This window comes from Holdemania sp. 1001302B_160321_E10, from assembly GCF_015552275.1.
Taxonomy (GTDB): Bacteria; Bacillota_I; Bacilli_A; order Erysipelotrichales; family Erysipelotrichaceae; genus Holdemania.
Genome location: NZ_JADNEM010000006.1, coordinates 126,615 through 149,500 on the forward strand (window position 1 = coordinate 126,615; position 22,886 = coordinate 149,500).

At 51.1% G+C, this 22,886-nt stretch carries 22 protein-coding genes; 5 read left to right on the top strand and 17 right to left on the bottom strand.

Translation table 11 applies throughout. The features are described from left to right. The first annotated feature begins 67 nt into the window (after positions 1 to 67). Genes I2D94_RS05445 through I2D94_RS05455 form a run of 3 tightly spaced genes read left to right on the top strand, consistent with a single transcriptional unit; the run spans position 68 to position 2,771 of the window. Entirely contained in the window at positions 68 to 973 is a 906-nt protein-coding gene (locus I2D94_RS05445) for a class I SAM-dependent methyltransferase (protein WP_195395902.1), read from the top strand. Next, positions 951 to 1,625: an RluA family pseudouridine synthase gene (locus I2D94_RS05450; protein ID WP_195395903.1), complete on the top strand. Its 675-nt coding sequence runs from the start codon at positions 951 to 953 to the stop codon at positions 1,623 to 1,625. The genes I2D94_RS05445 and I2D94_RS05450 overlap by 23 nt, the downstream gene beginning before the upstream one ends. Before the next feature lie 24 nt (positions 1,626 to 1,649). Beyond that, complete coding sequence (locus I2D94_RS05455; protein ID WP_195395904.1) at positions 1,650 to 2,771, top strand: M15 family metallopeptidase; 1,122 nt, start codon at positions 1,650 to 1,652, stop codon at positions 2,769 to 2,771. A 209-nt stretch (positions 2,772 to 2,980) separates the two neighbouring features. Here I2D94_RS05455 and I2D94_RS05460 read toward each other — a convergent pair whose 3' ends face one another. The 6 genes from I2D94_RS05460 to I2D94_RS05485 form a co-directional block, all read right to left on the bottom strand. Further along, positions 2,981 to 3,823, bottom strand: coding sequence for a PTS system mannose/fructose/sorbose family transporter subunit IID (locus tag I2D94_RS05460; RefSeq protein WP_072684865.1), 843 nt, complete (start codon positions 3,821 to 3,823; stop codon positions 2,981 to 2,983). A gap of 249 nt (positions 3,824 to 4,072) precedes the next feature. Further along, positions 4,073 to 4,996 carry a LysR family transcriptional regulator gene (locus I2D94_RS05465; RefSeq protein WP_072684864.1) on the bottom strand — a complete coding sequence of 308 codons (924 nt, stop codon included), beginning with the start codon at positions 4,994 to 4,996 and terminating at the stop codon, positions 4,073 to 4,075. Between the two features lie 74 nt (positions 4,997 to 5,070). Then, positions 5,071 to 7,059, bottom strand: a complete 1,989-nt coding sequence (locus tag I2D94_RS05470; protein WP_072684863.1) for an FAD-dependent oxidoreductase — start codon at positions 7,057 to 7,059, stop codon at positions 5,071 to 5,073. A 226-nt stretch (positions 7,060 to 7,285) separates the two neighbouring features. Beyond that, positions 7,286 to 9,181 (bottom strand): hypothetical protein, encoded by a 1,896-nt coding sequence (locus tag I2D94_RS05475; RefSeq protein ID WP_195395905.1) that lies wholly within the window; start codon positions 9,179 to 9,181, stop codon positions 7,286 to 7,288. Between the two features lie 283 nt (positions 9,182 to 9,464). Next, positions 9,465 to 10,319 (bottom strand): patatin family protein, encoded by an 855-nt coding sequence (locus I2D94_RS05480; RefSeq protein ID WP_195395906.1) that lies wholly within the window; start codon positions 10,317 to 10,319, stop codon positions 9,465 to 9,467. 63 nt (positions 10,320 to 10,382) lie between these two features. Then, positions 10,383 to 11,117, bottom strand: coding sequence for an N-acetylmuramoyl-L-alanine amidase family protein (locus I2D94_RS05485; protein ID WP_195395907.1), 735 nt, complete (start codon positions 11,115 to 11,117; stop codon positions 10,383 to 10,385). 125 nt (positions 11,118 to 11,242) lie between these two features. On the opposite strand from I2D94_RS05485, the gene I2D94_RS05490 reads away from it, so the two are divergent. Further along, positions 11,243 to 11,740 carry an AAA family ATPase gene (locus I2D94_RS05490; RefSeq protein ID WP_195395908.1) on the top strand — a complete coding sequence of 166 codons (498 nt, stop codon included), beginning with the start codon at positions 11,243 to 11,245 and terminating at the stop codon, positions 11,738 to 11,740. Between the two features lie 83 nt (positions 11,741 to 11,823). Here the strand turns inward: I2D94_RS05490 and I2D94_RS05495 are convergent, their stop codons facing one another. The 7 genes from I2D94_RS05495 to I2D94_RS05525 form a co-directional block, all read right to left on the bottom strand. Next, the gene (locus I2D94_RS05495) at positions 11,824 to 12,411 is read right to left on the bottom strand and encodes a manganese efflux pump MntP family protein (protein WP_229056768.1); all 588 of its coding nucleotides are present in this window, start codon (positions 12,409 to 12,411) and stop codon (positions 11,824 to 11,826) included. Between the two features lie 243 nt (positions 12,412 to 12,654). Then, positions 12,655 to 13,515 carry a ChbG/HpnK family deacetylase gene (locus I2D94_RS05500; RefSeq protein WP_195395909.1) on the bottom strand — a complete coding sequence of 287 codons (861 nt, stop codon included), beginning with the start codon at positions 13,513 to 13,515 and terminating at the stop codon, positions 12,655 to 12,657. A 232-nt stretch (positions 13,516 to 13,747) separates the two neighbouring features. Then, positions 13,748 to 14,251 carry an NUDIX domain-containing protein gene (locus I2D94_RS05505; RefSeq protein WP_304607853.1) on the bottom strand — a complete coding sequence of 168 codons (504 nt, stop codon included), beginning with the start codon at positions 14,249 to 14,251 and terminating at the stop codon, positions 13,748 to 13,750. A gap of 25 nt (positions 14,252 to 14,276) precedes the next feature. After that, positions 14,277 to 15,815: a cardiolipin synthase gene (gene cls / locus I2D94_RS05510; protein ID WP_195395910.1), complete on the bottom strand. Its 1,539-nt coding sequence runs from the start codon at positions 15,813 to 15,815 to the stop codon at positions 14,277 to 14,279. Next, positions 15,812 to 16,615, bottom strand: coding sequence for a histidinol-phosphatase (locus I2D94_RS05515; RefSeq protein WP_195395911.1), 804 nt, complete (start codon positions 16,613 to 16,615; stop codon positions 15,812 to 15,814). Before I2D94_RS05515 ends, cls begins: the two co-directional genes overlap by 4 nt. Positions 16,616 to 16,816: 201 nt before the next feature. Then, the gene (locus tag I2D94_RS05520) at positions 16,817 to 17,269 is read right to left on the bottom strand and encodes a GNAT family N-acetyltransferase (RefSeq protein WP_072684854.1); all 453 of its coding nucleotides are present in this window, start codon (positions 17,267 to 17,269) and stop codon (positions 16,817 to 16,819) included. Between the two features lie 13 nt (positions 17,270 to 17,282). Continuing rightward, a complete protein-coding gene (locus I2D94_RS05525; RefSeq protein WP_195395912.1) occupies positions 17,283 to 17,543 on the bottom strand; it encodes a thioredoxin family protein in 261 nt (86 codons plus the stop codon). Positions 17,544 to 17,752: 209 nt separating this feature from the next. Between I2D94_RS05525 and I2D94_RS05530 the strand changes: the two genes are divergently transcribed. Continuing rightward, positions 17,753 to 18,874, top strand: coding sequence for a hypothetical protein (locus I2D94_RS05530; RefSeq protein WP_195395913.1), 1,122 nt, complete (start codon positions 17,753 to 17,755; stop codon positions 18,872 to 18,874). A gap of 206 nt (positions 18,875 to 19,080) precedes the next feature. Here the strand turns inward: I2D94_RS05530 and I2D94_RS05535 are convergent, their stop codons facing one another. From I2D94_RS05535 to I2D94_RS05550, 4 genes are all read right to left on the bottom strand, one after another. After that, positions 19,081 to 20,637 (bottom strand): putative ABC exporter domain-containing protein, encoded by a 1,557-nt coding sequence (locus tag I2D94_RS05535; RefSeq protein WP_195395914.1) that lies wholly within the window; start codon positions 20,635 to 20,637, stop codon positions 19,081 to 19,083. Continuing rightward, positions 20,634 to 21,332 carry an ABC transporter ATP-binding protein gene (locus tag I2D94_RS05540; protein ID WP_072684850.1) on the bottom strand — a complete coding sequence of 233 codons (699 nt, stop codon included), beginning with the start codon at positions 21,330 to 21,332 and terminating at the stop codon, positions 20,634 to 20,636. Before I2D94_RS05540 ends, I2D94_RS05535 begins: the two co-directional genes overlap by 4 nt. A 206-nt stretch (positions 21,333 to 21,538) precedes the next feature. Then, positions 21,539 to 22,276, bottom strand: coding sequence for a DUF2812 domain-containing protein (locus I2D94_RS05545; RefSeq protein ID WP_195395915.1), 738 nt, complete (start codon positions 22,274 to 22,276; stop codon positions 21,539 to 21,541). Positions 22,277 to 22,279: 3 nt separating this feature from the next. After that, a complete protein-coding gene (locus tag I2D94_RS05550; RefSeq protein WP_072684848.1) occupies positions 22,280 to 22,609 on the bottom strand; it encodes a PadR family transcriptional regulator in 330 nt (109 codons plus the stop codon). Positions 22,610 to 22,886 lie beyond the last annotated feature (277 nt).

A 22,886-nucleotide genomic window follows, 5' to 3' on the forward strand; every position in this document is an offset into this window, starting at 1 on the left:
TTTTCCAGCATTCTCCGCGATTCCCTTCAAGCCATGCTATAATGTACAAATAAGGAGAATCAAAAGGATGAAACGAATTGCAAATCAATGGAAAGATTACGAATGCTGCGACGCGGGCGACGGTGAAAAGCTCGAGCGCTGGCAGAATATCATACTGCGCCGGCCAGATCCCCAAGCGGTCTGGAAGCGCACGGAGCACGCCGGATGGAATCGCGTGCATGCGCATTATCACCGTTCAAACCGGGGCGGAGGAAGCTGGGAATTCAAACAGGCCGTCCCGCAAACCTGGACGGTATCCTATAAAGAGCTGACCTTTAAGGTTTCCCCGACCGGCTTCAAGCATACCGGACTGTTCCCGGAACAGGCGGTCAACTGGGATTGGATGCAGAGTAAAATCCGCAAAGCCAAAGCCGCCGGCCGGCCGGTCCGGATCCTGAACCTGTTCGCCTACACCGGCGGAGCGACGATGGCGTGCGCCAGCGCCGGGGCCGATGAAGTCGTGCATGTCGATGCCAGCAAGGGCATGGTTCAATGGGCCAAGGAAAACATGGCGCTGTCCCATCTGGAAAACCGTACAATCCGCTTTATCGTTGACGACGTCCTGAAATTTGTCGCGCGCGAAAAGCGCCGCGGTCATACCTATCAGGGCATTCTGATGGATCCGCCGTCCTATGGCCGGGGGCCGAATGGCGAAGTGTGGAAGCTGGAGGATCAGATCAACGAATTAGTGAACGCCTGCCTGGAGATTCTGGACAACGACGCGCTGTTTCTGCTCGTCAATTCCTATACGACCGGTTTTTCCTCCATCGTTCTGGAAAATATTCTGCGCACAACCGTGCTGCGCTGTCATCCGAATGGTTATGTGTTCGCCGGGGAAGTCGGGCTGCCGATCACTCAGGATCACATGATCCTGCCGTGCGGAATTTACGGCGCGTGGAGCGACGAAGACGATGAAGTTCAAAATTCTTTATGAGGATAATCACCTGCTGGTCGTCGTCAAGCCCGTCAACATGGCAGTGCAGGCCGACGACAGCCGGGATCCGGATCTCTTAACACTATTAAAGCAGGACTTAAAAGAGCGGTATCAGAAACCGGGCAACGTCTACCTCGGTTTAGTTCATCGGCTGGATCGCCCGGTCGGCGGGGTCATGGTGTTTGCCAAAACCTCCAAAGCTGCTTCGCGGCTCAGCGATCAGGTCCGCACCCGCGGCTTGAAGAAAACCTACCAAGCCGTTTTATGCGGGCGTCCTCACGCCGCTTCAGCGACGTTGAAAGACTGGCTGATTAAAAATGAAAAGACCAATACTGTGCGCACGGCCGCCCCCAACACGCCGAAAGCCAAAGAAGCGATTCTAAGCTATCAAATTCAGGGTGAAAAAGATGGACTGACGCTGGCTGAGATCCAGTTGGAAACCGGCCGGCCGCATCAGATCCGCGTGCAGTTTGCCAGCCGCCGCACCCCCTTGTGGGGCGATCAGCGCTACAATCCGCAGGCTCGTCCCGGGCAGCAGATCGCGCTGTGGGCGGTATCGCTGACGCTGCGTCATCCGGTAACACAGGAAACGATGACGTTTACCTGTCCTCCGCCAAACAGCGTTCCATGGAATTTATTTTATCCGTCCTGAAATGAATGAAAGGAGTTTTTGATCATGGCAACAAAACCACCCGTGAAAAAGCGCAGGGTTAAGCGCAGACGGCGCAGACGGATCCGCAAATCCGTACTTTACGGCTTGATCGGCATCGCCGCGGCGATCGTGCTGGTCTTCTCTCTCACGACCATTCCGAAAATTACAACCGATAACAAGCTGAAAAGCCTGGGCTATTCCAAAGAAAGCATCGCGATGATCAAGCGGCAGAAGCTGACCAAAACGATTCTCAATGATAAGCTGTATTCCGACAATCTCAACGCCGCGCTGGCATCTGAAAACTTTAACAAGGATTATCTGCGGCTGTATCTGGTGACCGATTCGCTGAGCGAGGACGACACGCGGCTTTACGACCGCCTACGGGCCCGGAATTATCCCGAGGACTCCTGTCTGAAATTGTTTGAGAAGTTGAATTTCTGGGAGATCACGCCGTTATTGGTGTTTGATTATGTCAGCGATGTCGACGCTTATATCCAGGACTGCACCGATCATCGCGACGTCAACAGCGAGAATCATTTTGAGCTGAGCGGCAATTACGTCCACTGGTATGACAGCACGTCGGCTTCCGACGCGAAGGATGTCAGCATGATCGTGAACAAGCGCTATTACCTCGGTGAAAACTACGCTCCGGATGATCTGGTGCCGTTAAGCCTGACCTATGCCGCGAAGGATTGTTACCTGCGCCAGGAAGCAGCGGACGCTCTGGCCGCGATGTGCGACGAGCTGAACGGCGGCGGCAAGCCGAAGATGTATGCCTCCTCCTCTTACCGCGATTACCAGTATCAGGTCGATCTGTACAACGGCTACGTCAATTCCAAAGGTCAGGAGTGGGCGGATTCAATTTCAGCCCGCCCGGGTTTCTCCGAGCATCAGACGGGATTGACCGTCGACATGGCCGCCACCGGCGCGCAGCTGTCCAAATTCGCCGATACCGAGGCGTTCCAATGGATGCAGCAGAACGCGCACCGCTTCGGCTGGATCCTGCGTTATCCGGAAGGGAAGGAAACGATCACCGGTTACAACTATGAAGCCTGGCATTATCGCTACCTGGGCGTCGAGCTGGCGACCAAGGTGCATGATTCCGGTCTGACCTATGACGAATATTACGAATTGTATCTGCGTTAAACGCTTTCTAATCAACGATCCGGCTTTCTCTGCCGGATCGTTTTTGTATTGACCTGTTCTGTTTGACCTGCCCTGTTCCGCAGGACTGGGATGCGCCTTCAGCCACTTAGCAGCTTCTTCCTAATTGAAAGAAGCTTATTTTCGGATTAATCCCGAAAAAAAGCCTGACATTCAATAATGTCAGGCCAATTCCTTTATTATAATTCAGTTTATACTTCTACAATCCCCAACGACGCCAGCACGATCGCCAGCACCAACACCGTGATAATCAGGCGGTTGGAATTCATCCATTTCTTTCCCAGCATCCAGTAGCACAATACTGCGAACAACGCCGGCATCAACCCCGGCATAATTGAATCCATGTATTTCTGAAGCGGGAATTCCTGCAGCAGCATTTCTCCGGTCTTCGGATCTGTGCCCAGACTGACCGTCAGCGTTTTCAGCGGGAATTTCACCATCGTGGCGATCATGCCGCCGACCACGGTCAACCCCAGCACCGACGCTGAAGCTGTAATCGTTTCTTTAATCCCGGAAAGCGTATTGACGATTTTAGCCCCCTGTTGATAACCAATGTCGTACAACTTGAACCGCAACAGCAGGACGCCGATCAGCCAGATTTCCCAGATCATGATGCCGACGACGCTGCCTTCCTTGGCCATGGTCGCCGCGATCGAGCCGAACACCGCGCCCGGAATCATGCTGAAAATCGTATCCCCAACACCGGCGAACGGTCCCATCAGCGCAGTCTTCATCGAAGACGCGACGTCGATACCCGCGCCGTTTTCCTGCATTTCTTCCTCAATCGCAACGTTCATTCCGACGATGATATCCCCCATGGCCGGCGTGGTGTTGAAGAAGACAGAATGCGCCTGCAGCGCTTTTTTCTTCAGCGCCGGCTGGTCCCCATACAGCTTTTCAATCAGCGGAAGCATGGTTGTCAAATAGCCCAATCCTTGCATGCGTTCGTAGTTCCATCCAATCTGAGAATTCCAGATCCAGCGGAGATTGATGCGGCGAAGCTCTTGTTTGTTCAGGCGTTTCGTCTGTGTCATAGCTTTGAGTCCCCCTCTTCTTTATCCCTTATGTTGCTTTCATTATAGACCTATTCAACTTAATTTCCAATCAACGATTCATATTTTGTAGAATTTTCAGAATTTTTTATCCGATCTGATTCTCGTTTTCCGCTGCCTTTAAAGAATGAAAATTGAACCGCCGCTATAAAGAAAGATCCCCGCTGCAGGATCTTTCTTTAATATCAAAGTTTAAAGCTTGTCGTCAGGATGCATGAAGCGTCAAACCGCTTAAAGCAGCTGGATCTGCGAGGTCTCCGGATTTTTCTTCACCTGCGCCGCATACGCCTTGGCCTGTTCGATCAAATTGTTAATGCCGGTGCTGCGGTAGACGCCTTTCTGAATCAGAATCACGTCGTAAATAACAAACGGATCGACCCAGTTCAGCTGCACCAGTCCCATCTGCCGCACTTTCGGCACGCAGACATAAGGAATCAGGCAGATCCGATTATCATCCTTGGCGGTGTTGATAACGGCATGGATACTGCCTAAAAATAACTCCGAGGCCGGGCGTGCGCCATTTTGGGTCAGACACCGGCGGAACTCGTCGGTGAAACAGCAGTCCTCATAGGTATAGGAGAAATTCTCCCGGTTCAAATCGCCAAGATGCACTTCCTCCTGCTGCGCCAGCCGGTGATTCGGCGACGTCATTAAACACAGCCGTTCCTGAAACAGCGGAACGATCTGCTGCCCTTCGCTTTCCTGAGTATTGAGCATCTGAACAAACCCGATGTCCACCTCGTTCTGATTCAGCCATTCCGGCACCCGTGCGCAGCAGATCGCGTTGACCTGCAGCGTCAGCTCCGGCTGCGTCTTTTCCACCGCCGCGAAGAAATCGCCGAATGCGAAACCGACCATCAGCTCGCCCCCTGCGACCCGGATCGTGCCGATCGCTGATTTCGTCTGATCAAATTCATACTGCAATTTGAAATACACACTGAGCATCTCATCAGCGTAGCGCATAAACCGCTTCCCATCATAGGTCAGCTCAATTTTTCCATTGCGGTATTCCACCAACTGAACCTGCAATTCATCCTCTAACGAACGAATGTGCTTGGCCAGGGTTGAGGGCGCATAGCTCAATTTCTCCGAGGTCTTCATGTAGTTTTTTTCCTGGGCTAAGGTCCGAAATGTGATCAGCTGTTTAATATCCATCGTTGCTCTCCTTCACTGCAAAAGCATCCATGGTCAAAATGGATGCTTTTTTTAATCATTGGTTATCTGGAGGACTACTTCGCGTCAGCGACGACCGTTTCGCCTGCCAGCTTACCGAAGACAACCGTATCAACAACCGCGTTGCCGCCTAAACGGTTAGCACCGTGGATGCCGCCGGTGATTTCGCCTGCTGCATACAGACCGGAAATCGGCTGGCCTGCTTCGTTCAGAACACGGGTTTCCGTGTCGATCGTCACGCCGCCCATCGTATGATGGACGCAAGCCTGACGAGCTGTCGCAACCCATGGTCCGTTCTCGAGCTTTGTGGAGTACAGCGTTCTGCCGAATTCGTCAGTTCCGCCATCCGCAGCCGCGTTGAAGCTGTCAACAGTCTCTTTTAACGTCGCGGCGTCAATGCCCATCTGAGAAGCCAGATCTTCCAATGTATCCGCAACTAAAATATACCCGTTTTCTTTCAAATAATCAAACGTAAATCCGTCGGCTGAACGCCAGTTCGGGTCGGTAATGTCAACATAGCCCGCACCGTCGCCGGATTCCAGCATGTAGAACATCGAATCGGTCTGCGCCATAACAGCCAGACAGATCTCGTCACGACGGCCGTCTTCACGAACGAAACGCTTGCCTTCTTTGTTGATGAAGATGATCTGATCGGTGCCGTTGACGTCACGCGGCGGATATTTCGTCAGCTGGCCATCTTTTACGTTGCCCAGGTACAGCAGCTGAATCTGTTCCATATCGGTTAAGGAAGCGCCGACTTCCAGAGCCATCGAGATGCCGTCGCCCTGCGAGCAGCTGAAACGGTTGGTCGTCATGACCTTGCTCAAATCGTTCCACTTGCCGGAGGTGTTGTATTCCTGAACCATCTTGCTGTTGGCTGCGAAACCGCCGGTTGCCAGAACGACGCCCATGTTCGCGCTGACGGTGAATTCATTGCCCGCTTTGTCCTTGCAGACAACGCCAGTCACTTTTCCTGCATCATCCTGAACCAGTTTTTCAGCGGTGCTGCTGGTCAGAACGGTAATCTTTTCATCTTTCAAAATGTTTTCAACATACGTGGAGATAAAGCCGGTGCCCATCTGCATCGTGCTCGTATGTGTTCTCTGCCACAAGCTGCCTGCGCCCTGGCCGATGATATCGCTGAATTCCATACCCAGTGATTCGATCCATTCCAGACCTTCATAGGAATCGTAGCACAGAACCTTGACTAAATCGAGATCGCCGACTTTATCGCCGTTGATCCATGTCTGCAGCGCATACCATTCTTTCGTATCGAACAGATCGGTACGGCCGCTGGCCTTGTATTCGTCCCACTGTGCCTGAACTTCCTTCTGCAATGCAGCATGCGCATCGTTGATCGGATCTTCCGCCAGAGCTTTTTCAACGGTCGTCTTCACAGCATCCGTCATCGTTACCTTGTTCTGCAAAGGTTCGTCCGGTGTGTTGTAAATCGCGCCGCAGACTAAGGTATCGCCGCCGACTTCACCGTTCTTTTCAACGATGATAACGTTAGCGCCCTTCTGAGAAGCCGCGATCGCCGCCGCCAGGCCTGCTCCGCCGCCGCCAACAACGACAACGTCTGCGCTCTGATCCTGCTGTGCTTCAGAAGCGACTTCCTTCATCCAGTTCGCCGGATCCGCGCCTGCCTGCGTCAGGCAGTCTTTCACAGCGTTGATGACCGCCGCGGAAGTGATCGTCGCGCCCGCTACGGTATCGACGTCCAAACTCTGATTGGCTACAATTTCTTCCGGAATCAAGACTGTCGGTGCTTTCCCGCCTTCATCCAATTCCGTTCCCGCCGCGTTTTTCAAAACGCCGCCGATCCCCGGTGTTTCTGAATCCTTTGTTACCTTAACGGAAACAATGGCGTCCTCGCTGACTTCAACGGTGACTTCAACGGCATCGTTCATTCCCTGCGATGTCGCGGTGTACGTCCCAGCCTTCATGCCTGTCGCGGCCGCCGGCTCATCCTTCTTCGGAGTTGAGCATCCGGCCATTGAACAGATCATGAGGAAACTGGTCAGGTAAAGCATTGCTTTTTTCATTCTTCATTTTCCTCCTTAAATCTTGTTAAAATTATATCATGTTATTTTTTTATCAACACACACTAAAAGGAAATGGGTTCTCGCTTTTTTCGTGACTGCTCCCCATCCCCTTTCACCGCAGCAGGCTGACCGGCAGCCTCAAACCAAAAACGCCGGTATTTCCGGCGTCTTTCTGTTTTATGATTTCCTTTATTTTTGCAGCGATCCTGATCAGAACCAGCCCGCGCTATTCCCGCGATTCCGACCGTTTCGGATTTGCCGGTCGCTGCGTCGATTTCGCTGAAGCTTTGCGAAATCCCCGGGTCAGCGCCAGCGCGTAATACAGAATGCGTTCCAGAACATAAAGCACAAGGACAACCTTTACGGCTGCAATCGAAAAAGCCATGCTGGAAGTCTGAACGGAAGTTGGGCGGTAGACGACGTCATAGGTAATCGGCCCTTCACTTTCCAACATGTCAAACGTGACCAGTCCGGTGTTCTTTGCAGCGTAAGGAATAATCGTGGCGATCACTTCGCCCTCCTTGATCGCATCAACCTCATAGCCGTAATAATACGTCCGCGGGACGGTGAGCCACTGGCCGCTTGGCCCCGATTTTACAACAAACTTGAAATGCCCATACTCGCTTTCATCAACGTTCTTATCATTGATCAGCAGCTTCATACTGCTGTCGATAAACGATTCGCTTGGCGACACCGCCCATTTCACCCATTCGCGGTAATCCTTGTAATCGACGTCCACGTCATACGGCAGATAATCCGCGCTGCTTAACTGCTGGACATTGTAGACCGCAGTTTCCTGGGTTTCTCCATAAACATTCAGCTGCGCTTCCTCCACCGTCATGGAATCCGGATAGCCGTAGATCTGATCATAATTCACCTTCAGCATAGAATAGGTTGGAATCAAGATCACGATTACGCTGACTGTTTTCAGCAGGATCCTGAATTCCACCCGCTTAAAATTCCGGATGAAAACAGACCAGTAATACCCGCCGGCCAGCGCCAGCATCGGAATGCAGACCGGCAGCAGCCGCTGGACAAACTGCATGAAGCTGAAAAATGGAAACAGCTGCCAGGGAAACAGCTTCGTCATCATCAACATCGACGCATAGCCGATAATCCAGCAGTGGAATATAAACGGATTGCGCTTGCGCTTCTCCTTTACCGCGAAGCCGATCAGCGGCATGAAGATCAGAAACGGCCCCGGAGAATTATTCAGATACACCGTAGTATCGACGGTGAAGTTGAAGATTTCCGACAGATCGACAGCGGAAGCCGCCAGTCCGCCGCCCAGATTAAACGTATGCGAGACGACCATATCCACCGCGCCCATCTGTTCCAGCATCGGAGCGATGAAGAACCAGGCGCAGGCCAGCGCCGCCAGAATCGCCTGCAGGATATTCAGGATCCGGATTTTTTCCCGCCACAGCTTCTTCATGTTGATCAAAGCGAAGACCGCGAATACAATGCACATTAAGATAAAGCTGATGTTGTGCGAAAGCACCAAGCCGCAATACCCCACCGCCAGCCAGATCCAGCGCCGGCTGTCCTTGTACATCGTCTGATAGATTCCCGCCAGACAGATCGGAATGAAGACCAGCGCCAGCAGCTCGCCCAGTCCGCCCCGCCGCAGAATATCGGTAATGCTGTGAGTGTTCAGCATGAACAGCAGCATCGCCAGAATCGCCGCGTAACCGCTGCGCTTGCTTACCTTATAGCTGCACAGACCGATCATCATCGTCGCAATCCAGACTAACCCGAACACATACTTCTTATACACCAGCACCGGAAGCATGCCGTCCGTCAACAGCGCGGCCGGCCAGTACAGAAAGAGGTTGCAGTAAAAGATCGGCGTCGGATATCCGAAATTGTAATTCTGATTCCAGAACAGATAGGGGTATTCGACGTTGTTCTGCTGGGCCTCCATCAGGCTGATAATCCGGTTGATGTGGAAACCGGTATCGGCGCCCAGATGAACCTGACCGTTGTTAAAGGGAAAGCAGAAGAACGAAGCGATCAAGAATGAAACGAGCGCGATGATCAGAATTGTACCGGCCCACATCAGGATCGGTTTCTCTTTTTTTAGTTGAATCACGTGATTAATCATGGCTTTATATTTCATCATATTTCTTTTAAGTATCCTTTTTTAGTGACTATCTTCTTATTGTACTCAAATTTTCAGTAATTAAAATAGTAAAAAAGTAAAATTAAACATTTTATCATAATATCACTATCTTATTTCTGTTATCTACTCTGTTATCTACGCTTATTAATTCTGATCTTCACGCTTGAATGCTTGCCTGTTTCAGAAGCCAATGGAATAGGTCGGGAGAGTGCGCAGAGCGAAAAACAAAAAAATTCCTGATCAAACTGATCAGAAATCGTTTTTGTTTCTTTTTGCATTGAACTCATACTTTGCCCAGGAAATTCAGCAGCTCCGCTTTCCGCGTTTCACAATCGACCTTGCCCAGTTCAAATAACTGCTTCAAAGCTTCCGCATCGCCGGAGAACCGCTTCACGCCCAGATTCTTGGAAGGTCTTAACAACAACGCTCTGCCTTCCTTCTGTAAATCACCAACCAGATTCATTTCTTCATAATATACATCGCTGCGGATTTTCAGTGCGTCGATCAACGCCTGATTATGATACGCCAGCTTCGAGGTATTCAGCAGCATCTTACTGCTCGGCTTGCGCACATAGCCCTCATCCTTGGTCACGATCACCAGATGCTTATCGCAGCCATACCCCAGCGAACGCTTGATCGGCACCATCGTCGTGACGCCGCCGTCGATATACAATCCATCGCGATAGGGCACCGGCGAGCCGGCCAGCGGTAAGGTGCAAGCCCCTTTTAACAGCCGCAGATCGTCGTCCAGTTCCTGTTTCCTGACCCACTCCACTTTGGAAGTATTTAAATTGAACAGGCCGATCTCAATCTCCATCGGCGACTTTCGCAGCGCGTCCAGTTTATAATGGATCGTGTCCTTCAGCAGCCGGTCAAACATGAAGTCATAGCCAACGTAATGCCGTTCCTTGAATAATGGATTCAGTCCTACATTCCGTTTGTCCGGCATGTAGATAACGCCGACATCATACAGATACTGCTTATTCCGCATCGCAAAGCTGCACAGGTTCATCGCGCCGGCCGAAATGCCCACGCCGTAGTCAAATTCGATGCCCTGGTCGATCAGCCATGTCAAAACCCCAGCCGTATAGGCGCCGCGCATGCCGCCGCCTTCTAAAACCAGTCCGGTTTTTCCCATAAATTCACCTCAATCATCCAGTCATTTATTGTAACAAAAAAAACTGAATTTACCACTACAAAATCATGGTTTCGTCGCTTCTTGAACCATTTTTACGAATTCTTCCGTCCTTTTGGCTGATAAAATCCGATGCGGACAGTCCTTGCCGGAGAAATCATGATGCTGCCTGATATCTTCAATCCGCAGATCATACACCTTCATCAGCTCGGCGCACAGCGCGGCCGCATTCGCCATTGTCTTTTCAAAATCATTGCCTTCGTTGACGCACAGCTCGATACCGATGCCCGTCATATTGCCGCCGTTTTCCGTCATTTTATCGCCCGCATGCCAGCCGACTTCCTCATCCGGCAGGGAATGATAGATGGAATGATCGTCAACCGTATAATGCCAGGAATTGATATCCGTTTCATTCGTCTTTAAATATTCGTTATGATGCCAGGCGTCCGCGCTGGCTGCTTCGTTGTCTGTCTCGTGAATGACGATCCAGTGGATCTCACGTTGGATCCCAGGCCGGTTCTGATGTCCCTCGGGAATGTAATCATGCACGACTTCAATCCCATTGACTGTCTGCAGCTGCACGCCTTCAGTATGATAGATCCGATTTTCCCGCACCGGCCACAGCCACAACAAAAGCAGCGCGACGACGATCAGCCCTGCCAGCACGCCCAGAATCGCCAGCTTGCGGCGGACCGACGCTTTCAGGCGGTAACGTTTATGTGCCCGTTTCTGTTTTCCTGACGAAGAACGCGAGGAAACCGCCCGTTGACGCGCGGCGGTTTTTCCTTGTTGAGTATTCATAAAACATCCCCAATCTGCGAAATAAACTTAATTTTATTTTAACATGTTCCTCCGCCCAACACTGAAGGAAATTCTTAATTCTTTCTAAAGCATGCTATAATCAAAAACAAAGGCAGGAAGTGAATATGAAGAAAGTTATTTTTATCAGCGGTACGATGGGCAGCGGAAAAACCACGGTCAGCTGCTTATGCAACGAACAGCTTACCCGCAGCGTCTGGCTGGATGGGGATTGGTGCTGGATGATGCATCCGTTTCAAGTCAGCGACCAAACCAAAGCGATGGTTCTGGACAATATTACCTATTTATTGAATCAGTTCCTCGCCCAGCCGGACTTCGATTATATTTTGTTCAGCTGGGTGATGGACGACCCCGAAACCGTGCGTTCGATTTTAAAACGGCTTCACGGCGAGTTTACTTTCAATCATTTTACCTTATCGCCTTCCCCTGCTCAGCTGCGCCGCCAGCTGCAGTCTGACATCTACCGGGGCCTGCGAACACCGGACTGTCTTGAGCGCAGCTTGGCCCGGCTTCCTCATTATGACGACATTGACTCAGAAAAAATAGAAACAACCGGACGCGAACCCCGGTCCATTGCCCGGGAAATTCTATTTCGGCTGCGCTGACTCTCTTCAATTTCATCTGAAAAAAACCTCTTACCGAAAGAAGTTTTTTTACAATTTCTTTTATGAGGATATTTCCGCAGAATTTAGAAAAACATGTGTTCCACAAAGATCCGCAGCCCGATCAGAATCAAAATCACACCGCCCAGCACCCGGGCTTTTTCTTTGACCATCGAACCAAAGCGCTTTCCCATCGCCGCGCCGATCAGACTCAGTCCGAAAGTGATCCCGCAGATCAACAGACAGGCGGTAAAAATATTGACGTGAATGACCGCGAAGCTGATTCCCACTGCCAGAGCGTCGATGCTGGTGGCGATGGCCTGCATCAGGATCGTTGGCAAGGTCAGCGTTTTAGTTTGACAGCTTTCACATTCCGGTTCCCGGCTTTCCTGCCATGCCTCTTTAATCATGTTCAGCCCGATCACCCCCAATAAGATCAGCGCGATCCAATGGTCGATTGAGCTGATCGCGTCGCTGAACATCCGGCCGCAGAAATAACCGATCAGCGGCATGATCCCCTGGAACAGACCGAAGGCGCCGGAGGTGATCAGCGCTTCTTTGCGGTGAAAGTTTTCATAACATAAGCCGTCGGTGATCGAAACGGCGAACGCGTCCATCGCCAGACCGACCGCTAACATAACTAACGTGACCACATCCATAACATTTGCATCCATACATTTCCCTCTTTCTTCCTAAAAAAAGACCCAGGCATAAGCTCGTTAAAGCCTATGCTTGAGTCTTGTTCATTAAGCCAAACCAGGCGGCGCACCGCCATTGTGTTGATTTGACACGCAGGTTTCCCCACGCAAACTACTCCCTCAAGAAGTATGTTCAATATACCAAAGTCTGGATGAAGATGCAAGCCTTTTCGCCTGATTTCCCGACTGTTTTTGACAAAGGAACGCAGGTGTCGGAATTCATTTAAAATTACCGATCCACAGCGGGCTGTTGATCGCTTTCAGATGATCCTGAAATTCATTTGTTCCATACAGAACATCGCGTTGATTGATCAGTTCAATCTGGTTTTCGATAATCCAGTTTCTGAATTCCCCGCTGGTGCACGCCTGCAGCTCTTTGCACCGATGGAGATTGCAGGTTGATTCTTCCATGATGTGATCATCGCAATAGCCCGGATGCCAGCCGTACATGAAAACTTCCTCTGCTTCCGTCCACCGCAGCGCCATCATTTTCTCCAGCGGCTGATAATTTTTGAAATCCTCCAGTTTATAGCTTGAATTGGTTGCCAGACCAGAAGAATAATAACGCAATGACTTATACTTCGGATCACATTCTGTCGGGTGGCGATGATCCGGCGCAGAGGAGAAAATGTTATAAGCGATTCCATATTTTTCCACAATCGCTTTAAACGCCTTCTCAAGCGGCAGATCGCTGTTCTTTACATTGGCGACGTCGGGATATTTGCCCAGGATGCTGAAACACAGCTGCATCTGCGCATCAAATTCTTTATACGCATCTTCATAAGTTGCTTCCCGCATTAACTCCGGATGCCGGTGTCCCCATCTAAAACGACCTGCTTTATTGACTAATGAAGGGACTTCCTCCGGCGGCAGGATCGGACTTTCCCACAGATGCCGATGCCAGCCGATTGACAGCCACGGCTTATCTTTCAGCCAGGTTAACGCGGCGACGGTATCCGGCGAATCGAACATCACGTCCGCGGAGGACGCAATCCCGCATTCAAATGCCTTAAACGCACCCATGTCATAGGCTGGCGTATAGCCGACGTCGTCGACTCTGAAAACCAATCTTTTTCTCATTGACACAATCCTCATCTTTCTGCGTTCATTATACAAAATCTTTAATTGTCTTCGATCGCAAAAAAAGTTCTTATATCAGTAGAAAAGATGACATTTAACGATTCTGCACAGCTGTTGTGCGATCCATATCGTCTGGGAAATACGCCGTTTTCCCTGTTCATATAAGAAACAACCCGGATAACCGGGCTGCCTGTTTTTGCGGGAAATGAATATTGTGATCTTCGTCGCGGGGCTAACGGGTGAAGGACTTTGCCAAATCCTCAGCTCTGATCCGTTTTACCTGCCGCCATAACCGCGGCTGGATCTGAGGATAGGTCAACTCATCGGGCAGCCCCCTGAACCAGCGGACTTCCGCCATTTCAAATGCGGGAAGCGGTCCCGGTTCGCCTGAGGTCGCATAATAAAGCATCCCGCTGGTGGACCGCTCATCCTGGCTGACGGTGTAAATGCAGCATGGCTGAAGTGCCGCTTTGGTGATGCCGGTTTCCTCCCACAGCTCGCGTTCAGCCGCCTGACGCGGAGTTTCATCCGGTTCAATATGGCCGCCTGGAATTTCCCAGGTAGCCCGCCGGGCATGCCGCGCCCACAGCACCTGATCACCGTCAAACAAAACGATGACGACATACTTCAGGGGAATCGCTTCGGTATGGGGATGAAAGCTGACCTGCACGCTGTTCATTCTCTGCGCCTTCTTTCTGCTCATTTCTGGATTCCAGTATTCTTTCCGGCATGCCATCCGTCAGCATCCGATGCCGATTCTCCTACATCATCGGTGCGAACAGATTCAGGATGGCCCGGACCAGCCGCACTACCGCCGGCGTATCCCGGCAATCCTTCAGCGTGACTTCGCGGCAATCCTTCAGGGTGTTGATATAGTCCTGCTTCATATCTTTGATGATCGAACTCTTATAGGTCAGCACCCCGCACTCAAAATGCAGATAGTAGCTGCGGTAATCCATGTTGGTCGTACCGCACAGCCCGATCTCATCGTCGCTGACAAAGGATTTTGAATGAATAAAGCCCGGCGTGTACTCGTAAATCTTCACGCCCGCTTTCAACAACGGCTCATAGTTGGCGCGCGTGACCATAAACACCAGCTTTTTATCCGGTACGTGCGGCACCGTGATGCGCACATCGACGCCGGCCTTGGCTGCGGTTTCCAGAGCCCGCTGCATCTCATAGCCAATGATTAAATAAGGTGTATGAATGTAGACGTAATGCCGGGCCTGATTGATGATGTTGAAATGAATCGTCGCCCCGACTTCTTCCTCGTCCGTCGGACTGTCGGAAAACGGCTGGATGTAGCCGTCGCTCTGCGGTTGTTCCTCCGGCTTGTAGACCGGCCAGTAATCGTCGTAGTTACTCGGGGCCATGTCTTTATAAACAAAGTTCCAGAACTGTAAGAACATGACGGTCAGACTCCACACGGCCTCGCCCTTCAGCATCACCGCCGTGTCTTTCCAATGGCCGTATTTCTCATACGCATTGATGTATTCGTCGGCCAGATTGATCCCGCCGACAAAGCCGATTTTTCCGTCGATCACACAGATCTTGCGGTGATCGCGGTTATTCATCTGGATTACCAGCCGGGCTTTTAACGGATTGAACACGGCGCAGCGGATTCCCAGCTTTTCCAAGATTTTACGGTAATTGGCCGGCAGCGTATAAACGCAGCCGGCGTCATCGTACATCACCCGCACATCAACGCCCTGCTTCACCTTTTCGATCAAGATTTCCAAAATGGAATCCCACATGATTCCGTTGTCGATGATGAAATATTCCAGAAAGATATACCGCTCGGCTTTCTTCAATTCCTGAAGCATATGCCAGAACTTCACCTCACCGGTCGGACAATAGGTCGCTTCCGTATTCTTATAGACCGGATAGTAAGCGTTGTTGAGTACGTACCGGAACTGCTTGACGACCTGTTCATTCTGATCTTCAATTTCAGTCAGGATTTTTTCATTGCGCGGCAGCACCGGATGCGTCCTGGCCGCTTCCGCCATCGCTTCCCGGCGCAGTGCCTTCGGCATTTTCCGTCCCCCGAACATCAGATAAAACAACCCGCCGAACAGCGGGAAGACGAGCACCAGAATGATCCAGGCCAGTTTATACGACGGATTTTCCTGTTTATTCACGATGTAAATAATTAAAAAGAAGTTGATGAACCGAAGCAGGTCGCTGACCAGCTTGAACCCGGACAAACTCACCATCACGCCGATGATTAAGCCCAGCTGAAGCAGAATTAAAACGGCCACGATGAAAAGCCGGTTCGCCATGATATTCAATATTTTTTTCATCGCTTTTCCTTCTTTCCCAAACGCAGCGCATCCCACTGTTCCCAAACGCGCACGCCTGTTAAATCAATAAACGTTTTCACCTCGGCAATCCGCTGCGGCATCTGCGCAAACTGTTCCGGAGCATGAGCGTCCAGCCCGTAGACCGCCGTGCAGCCAAAGTTTCCGGCAATCTCCCAGAACCGCGCCCATGGATAGGGATAGCGCCAGCCTTCGCGATAGGCCAGTTTGCCATGCTTCATGCCCTTGAGATTGATTTCCAACGGTACCCCGGCCTTCACTGCCGCCGCGCAGAGAATTTGCGCCGCTTCGTCGCATGCCAATGACCAGTGATCGCGGCTCAGCATAAAGTATTCCGGATGCGCGACATAATCCGCCAGACCTTCCTCTAACGCCATCGCGATCCGCCGCGCATAAAGCAATACGCTTTCATCCGCTGCCGCCTCGCAGAAATCCATGCCGCCGGGGGTCAGGTAGTGGTTGCCAATGATCATATAGTCCGTTTCCTCCCGAAGCGTTTGCAGCTCCGGACGCAGCGATGGGAAATATTCAAACTCAAAACCGGTAAGAATTGTAATCTGATTCCGGTATTTCTCTTTCAGGTTTGCGATTGAGTTTAGATAGCCGGCTTTTTCTTCAATGTTCATGCGGTCGCGCTGATCCCTTAAACACGCAAAGGGACAATGATCGCTGAAGCCTAAAACCTTCAATCCGGCTTTGATCGCCGCCTGAACATACGCTTCATCCGTGCCGACGGCGTGATGGCAGCGGGCGGTATGAGTATGGAGATTAAAATCCGGCATGCTTTCACCCCTCAATACGTCCTATTATAGCGAAATCCGCGCTACTTTGCACGAAAGACTTTCTTAAGATCCGCTTGAAAACAAGCGTTGAAAAAGCTTGGAAAACCTGCCTGGGCTAAAGCGCGGCGGCCTGGCGTCCATTCTGCTTCAGCTTCACAAAGCGAACAAGCAGGATGATATGAAAAGAACCGGCAGCGCCGGTTACAGGTGATATTCAAAAATACATTTCTGAACGTCGCCATACTGATACAGATAATGCGCCTTCGGCACATCGACAATCGCTTTTAATTCCCCGCCCAGCTCTTCCAGCGTCCGCCTTGAGGGCAGATTGTCCGGATTGCAGGTGATGATCAGCGAATCCATGCCGTATTTCTGCTTCGCCAGCTGAAACAACAGCCGGCAGGCTTTGAGCGCGTAATGATGCCCGCGGTACATCGGATACACGGTATACCCGATCTGACCGGCATAATACAGTTCCTCATTCATCCCCATCCGCAGATCGCAGCGTCCCACAGCAGTGTGCTTCCCATGTTCGCGGATCTCAAAAACGATTGACGGCACATCGCCGCGTCCCGCCTCTTGTTTGATTTCCATAACCTTGACCAGATCAATTTCCTGATCCGTCAGCACCTCTCTGCGAAACAACCAGTCCATAACCTTCATCCGCCTATCCTGTCGCCGCTTCGTCCAGCAGCGCCTGAATCTGCGCCCGCGTCAATGCGCCTTCCAGTTTCTTCTGCGCGCCCAGATAAAAGGTCGGGACATAATAATAATCGTATTGCTCCGCCAGCTTCGGATTCTCGCCTTCGTCAATCTTTGTAATCCGGATATTCCGATAACGCGGATCTTCAAGCAAAGCGTCGAGATCCTTTTGCGCCTGACGGCAATACGGGCAATTCTTTAAAATAAACATTGTGATTTCCTGCATGGTTTCACCTTCTTATCATCAGTTTACCAGAATCAGGAAAAAGTGACAATGCCTTTGCCTGGAAGAAGTCCCGACAAGTTTCGATCCATTCCGCGATTTCTTTCAATTCTTTTACGAATTGGCGGCAATGAAAGTTCATCGTTCAGAATATGATAGAATAAAATTAATATCAATGGAGAAATTCAAAACGCGAAAGGAGGCTTTCAAACATGCTGAAGAAAACAGGGGTGCTGACTTTATGTGTCCTGCTTCTGAGCGGCTGCGCCAAGCGGGTTGAAAATCCCGGCCCGCCGCAGATTACGATTTTAGAAGACGCCGTCATCGAGGTCAATCAGCCTGATTTTTCAGAAGATGTGCTGCGCGCTTATTTCAAGGCTGTCGACAGTCAGGGCAACGAACTGCCTCAGGAAAACGTCGTCTTTCTGAACAACGCCAACAATGCCCTGCTCGGAACTTCCTATATCAAGGTCAAAGCCGTGGATAAAAACGGTTATTACGACGTGAAAACCCTGAAGGTCACCACCGTCGATCACACCGCGCCAACCTGTGTGCTGCCTGTACAGCCGCCGGTCTTTTTAGCGGGAGAAACGCCCGAACTGACGGCGAAGACCGCCGGGATTCAGCTGCGTGATAATTTCAACCGTGAATCCACGCTCGCCAAAAACTTCCGCTGGCTGATCAGCGACGTTGATTATGCTGTGCCGGGAACGTATTCCCTGCCGGCCCGGTTTCAGGATTCCTCCGGCAATGCCGTTGAAATCACGCTTGAGGTGAAAGTCAGCGACGATCCGGTGGAAAAAGCACAGGCTTGCCTGGAATTGATTTTAGAGCTGTGCCAGGGATCCTCCAATTATTTCATCCTCGACACGGCCGACGCCGAGCAGCAGACTGCTATTGTAAATTATGCGCAGATCATGGATTTCTTCTTCACCGCCGCGGGCCGACAGGCCATGGAAGCTTCCGCTTTTGGGAAGCGGATCGTTACCGAAGGCGGCCAGACCCGCTGGGTTGCCAATACCGCTGCCGCTTCGTGGCAATATCGTAAAACGGAATTCACGCTGCAGGATGCGGATGACGAACAGCTGATCTTCGCCGCAAAGACAAGCTGGCAGGTTCAGGATCAGATAGTTGAGGAAACGAGTGAGTTTATTCTCGTAAAGCAGCAGGGCGTCTGGAAAATCGACAGCTTTGTCAATCCACTGGACGGACCGCCGGCGAATCCGAAAGTCACGCCGTCCGCTTCTCCCCAGACTTCGCCTCAGCCCGCCAATACTCCGCAAGCTTCACCCTCATCCCAACCCCCGGCAAGCGCCAGGCCGAAAAACGGATAAACACGAAACCAGGAACTTTGTTCTGCGGCTTTAACAGTGGCTGGCTGCGGTTCAGGCCGGACGATCCGTTTATTCTTTTTGGCAATTCTGTTCAAAATAAAACAACGTCTGGAAGAATTCCCGTGAATCCTTTTCCGCAGACGTTGTTTTTTTGATTCTTCAGTCAGTTATCAGGCTGGATTTCCTCCCCCTGCCGCCAAGCTTGCTTAATCCGCCATCAGGTTGTTGCCGGACAACAACGGCGTCGCCAGCGCCAGACAGGCCAATCCGATCACACCGTTGACAATCAGCCCCGCCAGCTGAATCATAAACGCCGGCACTCCCGGAATCATCACCAGCGTAACGACCGTGATGCCGTAAGGAATCGCCAGAATCAGACAGAAAACCATCTTGATCATCTGTTCCATAAGCGGCGTCGAGCGGCTTTTCATCAAGCGCAGACAAACCAGCGAGGCACTGAGAAACAGCCACCCAAAACCGGTCATCATCAACGCCGCCGGCACGAGTTCCGCCCAGCTGCTGCCCAGCACAAACGGACAGAGAACCAACGAAGCGAACACCACCGCCACAATGTGCAGCATCGAGGGTACCATCAGGGCCGCCAGCTTTTTCATCGGCCGGTCCGGGATCAGATATAAATAGAACACCCGCAAATCCTGGGCGATCCGGTCGGTCGTCGCACTGGTGAACAGGACGATCAGAACGAAGAACTGATAAAAGCTAAAACCTTGTCCATTCATCCAGACAATCCCCAGATAAATCACGATCAGCAGCACTTCCTGCAGCGATAGCAACCGCCGCGTCTTGCGCAGGATCAGAAGATTCTTGGAAACCAGCGCCGCCGCTCCGCTGCCAAAGCGCGCCTGCTTCACTGAAACAACCTTTTCATGGGTTTGGCTCTGGGCGCGCCGTGCGCGGGCATTCTGCCGCAGCTCGCTGATCCATTCCGCATCCATGATCGCCTGTTCGTAGAAATCACCCTTAACGTTCAGAATCAGCGCGGTAATCCCGGCGCAGACAAGCAGCGTCGCCGCAAACCCGATCAGACAGGCCGTCATATCCTGGCTCACCAGACCGATTAACGCCATTTTGCACCAGCCGAACACCGGTACCCAGTTAAACAACGGATCGGCTACAAACCGGGTGATCGTACTCTGAATCCCGCCGTCAACACCGACGTTGCGAATGGCGATCAGACCGATAAACCCCAGCAGCACCGCCAGAAATCCATATTTTATCCACTTCGCCTGCGGCTTCACCAATTCCAGAAAATAAAACCAGGTAAATAAGGCAAACGCAAAGTAAAACATCAACAGACTGCTCAGGATTAACGAAAGCACTAACGGAACGGTCAGAATCACAGTGGAGCTCATCATCATTAAGATATACGCCACGGCGATCAGCGCATAGATCAGACTGCCTTCGACCGTTTCAATCAATAAGTAAGCCAGCGTCTGTTTTCGCGTAAACGGGCCTGCGAAAATAAACTGAGCATCATCGCGCGTCACGATCGCAGAGCGTTTCTGCAAGATCATAACCGTCATTAAAAACAGCACATAACCGCAAAACAACATCATCCACCCCTGTACCGACTGGACGTTCATCATCGCCGACATCATTTCCCGGTTTGACACTGCCGAATAAATGGAAAAACCGAAGAAAGCCAGGACGAACAGCGTTACGATCGCTGAAACAGGCTTGGAAAACAGCCGGCGGAGCTGCGCTTTGAGCTTGACAAAAAACAGATAGCTGAGCGCGTTCATCCCTGTTCTCCCTGCGTGCAGGCAAAGAAGATTTCCTTCAGCGACTGATCGCCCAGATCCTCGCGCCGGACTTCCCGCACAATTTTTCCATGATGCAGAATATACGCGTCATCCCACAGCGACTCGAACATGTCGATGATATGCGTGGAAATCAGAATGCTTTTGCCTGCGCCGCGCAGCTCTTTCAGCAGCTGCAGCACCGTTTCGATCGCCGCCGGATCGAGTCCGATCATCGGTTCGTCGATCAGGATCGAATCCGGATCCGCCAATAACGCCAACACCATCGACAGCTTCTGCGACATCCCTTTGGATAATTCGCGAGCCGTTTTTTTCGCCTTGTCCGCCAGCTCCAGCCGTTCCAGCAGCGCCTGTGCCCGAGCTTCTCCCGCTTCGGCCTGATAAGCCCGGCTGATAAACTGGATATGTTCCCGAATCGTCAGCTGCTCGTACAGCACCGGCGTTTCCGGAATGTAGCCGAAGCGCCGTTTTGCATCAATCGACGAATTCGGAAAACCGTCGATCAGAATTTTACCGTCAAATTTAAGCAGACCCGCGATACTTTTAATCGTCGTGGATTTGCCTGCCCCATTGGGGCCCAGAAGAATCGTGATCCGGCCGTTGTGCGCCGTCAGCGACAGATCGTCGACCGCTTTAAACGAACCGTACTTTTTTGTTACGTGATAGACTTCAATCATTGAAATCGCCCTCCCAATTTTATGTTTCTTATTTTATCATATTTTTCTTATTTTATTTATTACAAATCCCTGACATTTTCTATTGCCATCCTCCTTACCTCTAACTTACGCCCGGACGCCAGGGACGGGTCAAGGGGTTTCGCTTTCTTTTCCAGTCCATGATTGAATTATCGCTTTACTTTTAAAATCAAAGACGCTTTTCCACATCAGCCGAGATTCTTTTTTTGTTTCCAGCAGATCAGTTTCAGCCCCAGTCCGGCACAAACCTGCAGCATCATCAGAATCCACAGTCCAGCTGGCATCGGCTTGCGCGCACAGGCGATCATCACCAGATACAGCGCCGATAAAAGCAGAAGCAAATGTGCGAAAGCCGTTTGGGTAATAATCTGTTTCCGCAGCCTGTCGTCAAGCTTCTCCTGCAGCGACGCCTGGCGTTTCAGCAGCTGTATCCGAACCCGATAGCCTGAAGCGCACAACATCGTCATCATAAAACCAATCAGTCCGATCACAAAGATCAGCGCGATCCCATTCCCTCGAAGCCCGGAGAACAAAAGCCCGATCAGCAAGCCGCCCAGAATCAGACTGATCCTGTTCATCTGTCGGGCGATCGGCGCATAGGATTCCAATTTTGTCGCCGCATCCGTATGAATCGGCGCCCGCTTTTCGTCCGTCCAGAACAAGACAATCGAATCCTGGCGAAACGCCGGATGCCAGCCGGAAGCTTCCATCCATGCCAGATATTCCTGCCGTTCAGCCGGATCGGAAGGCAGGTAATCAAATTCATACTGTCTGAACTGCGGTTCACCCTGAACCAGCACCCAGCATAAACCACCCCAGGCTGCCTTCTCAAACAGCCAGCCTTCCTGCGCCAGCTTCTGCAGCCGCAGCTTTTCCTGCTCTTCCTCAAATACAAGCCCCTGAGCCAATATGATTTTCTTCTTCATCAGTTACATTCCTTTCTCCTGCATTCTTTTCCGGGCCGCCGCAACAATCGTTTCCCGCCGGGTCAATTCATGACGCAATAAGGTCTTTCCTTTATCGGTCAGCACATAGGACTTCTTTCCTTCCTTTGCGGCTGTCTGCGCGATCAGCTCGTTGACGCACATCTTTTTAAGCAACGTATACAACGTGCCGGGCCCGATCATTCCCGGAACCCCTGTCATCTGTTCAATATACTTCATAATCGCATAGCCATGCAGCGGCTCGATCAGCGCCAATAAAATGTAAAACGCCGCGTCGGTCAGCTGTTCTGTTTCAAAGGTATCTTGTTTCGGCATTCCTATTCCTCACAGTCTATTCACGATATATCCATTCAAGATATATCTATTATAGATATAATATCATCCCCTGTCAATATCATCGCGGAATGATTATTTCCTCAGACGCTGCTCTTCAGGAAACTAAAATTTCAAACCTGACTTCATTTGCATTTCCTGTCTGCCTTGACTTATTGCCTCAAAAGCACAAAAAAACCTGCCCGCGCAGGTTTTTCTGCCAGAATAAAATTCAGACCATTTTTCTATCTGAAGCAACGCCAGGATTCTGCCAAAAAGG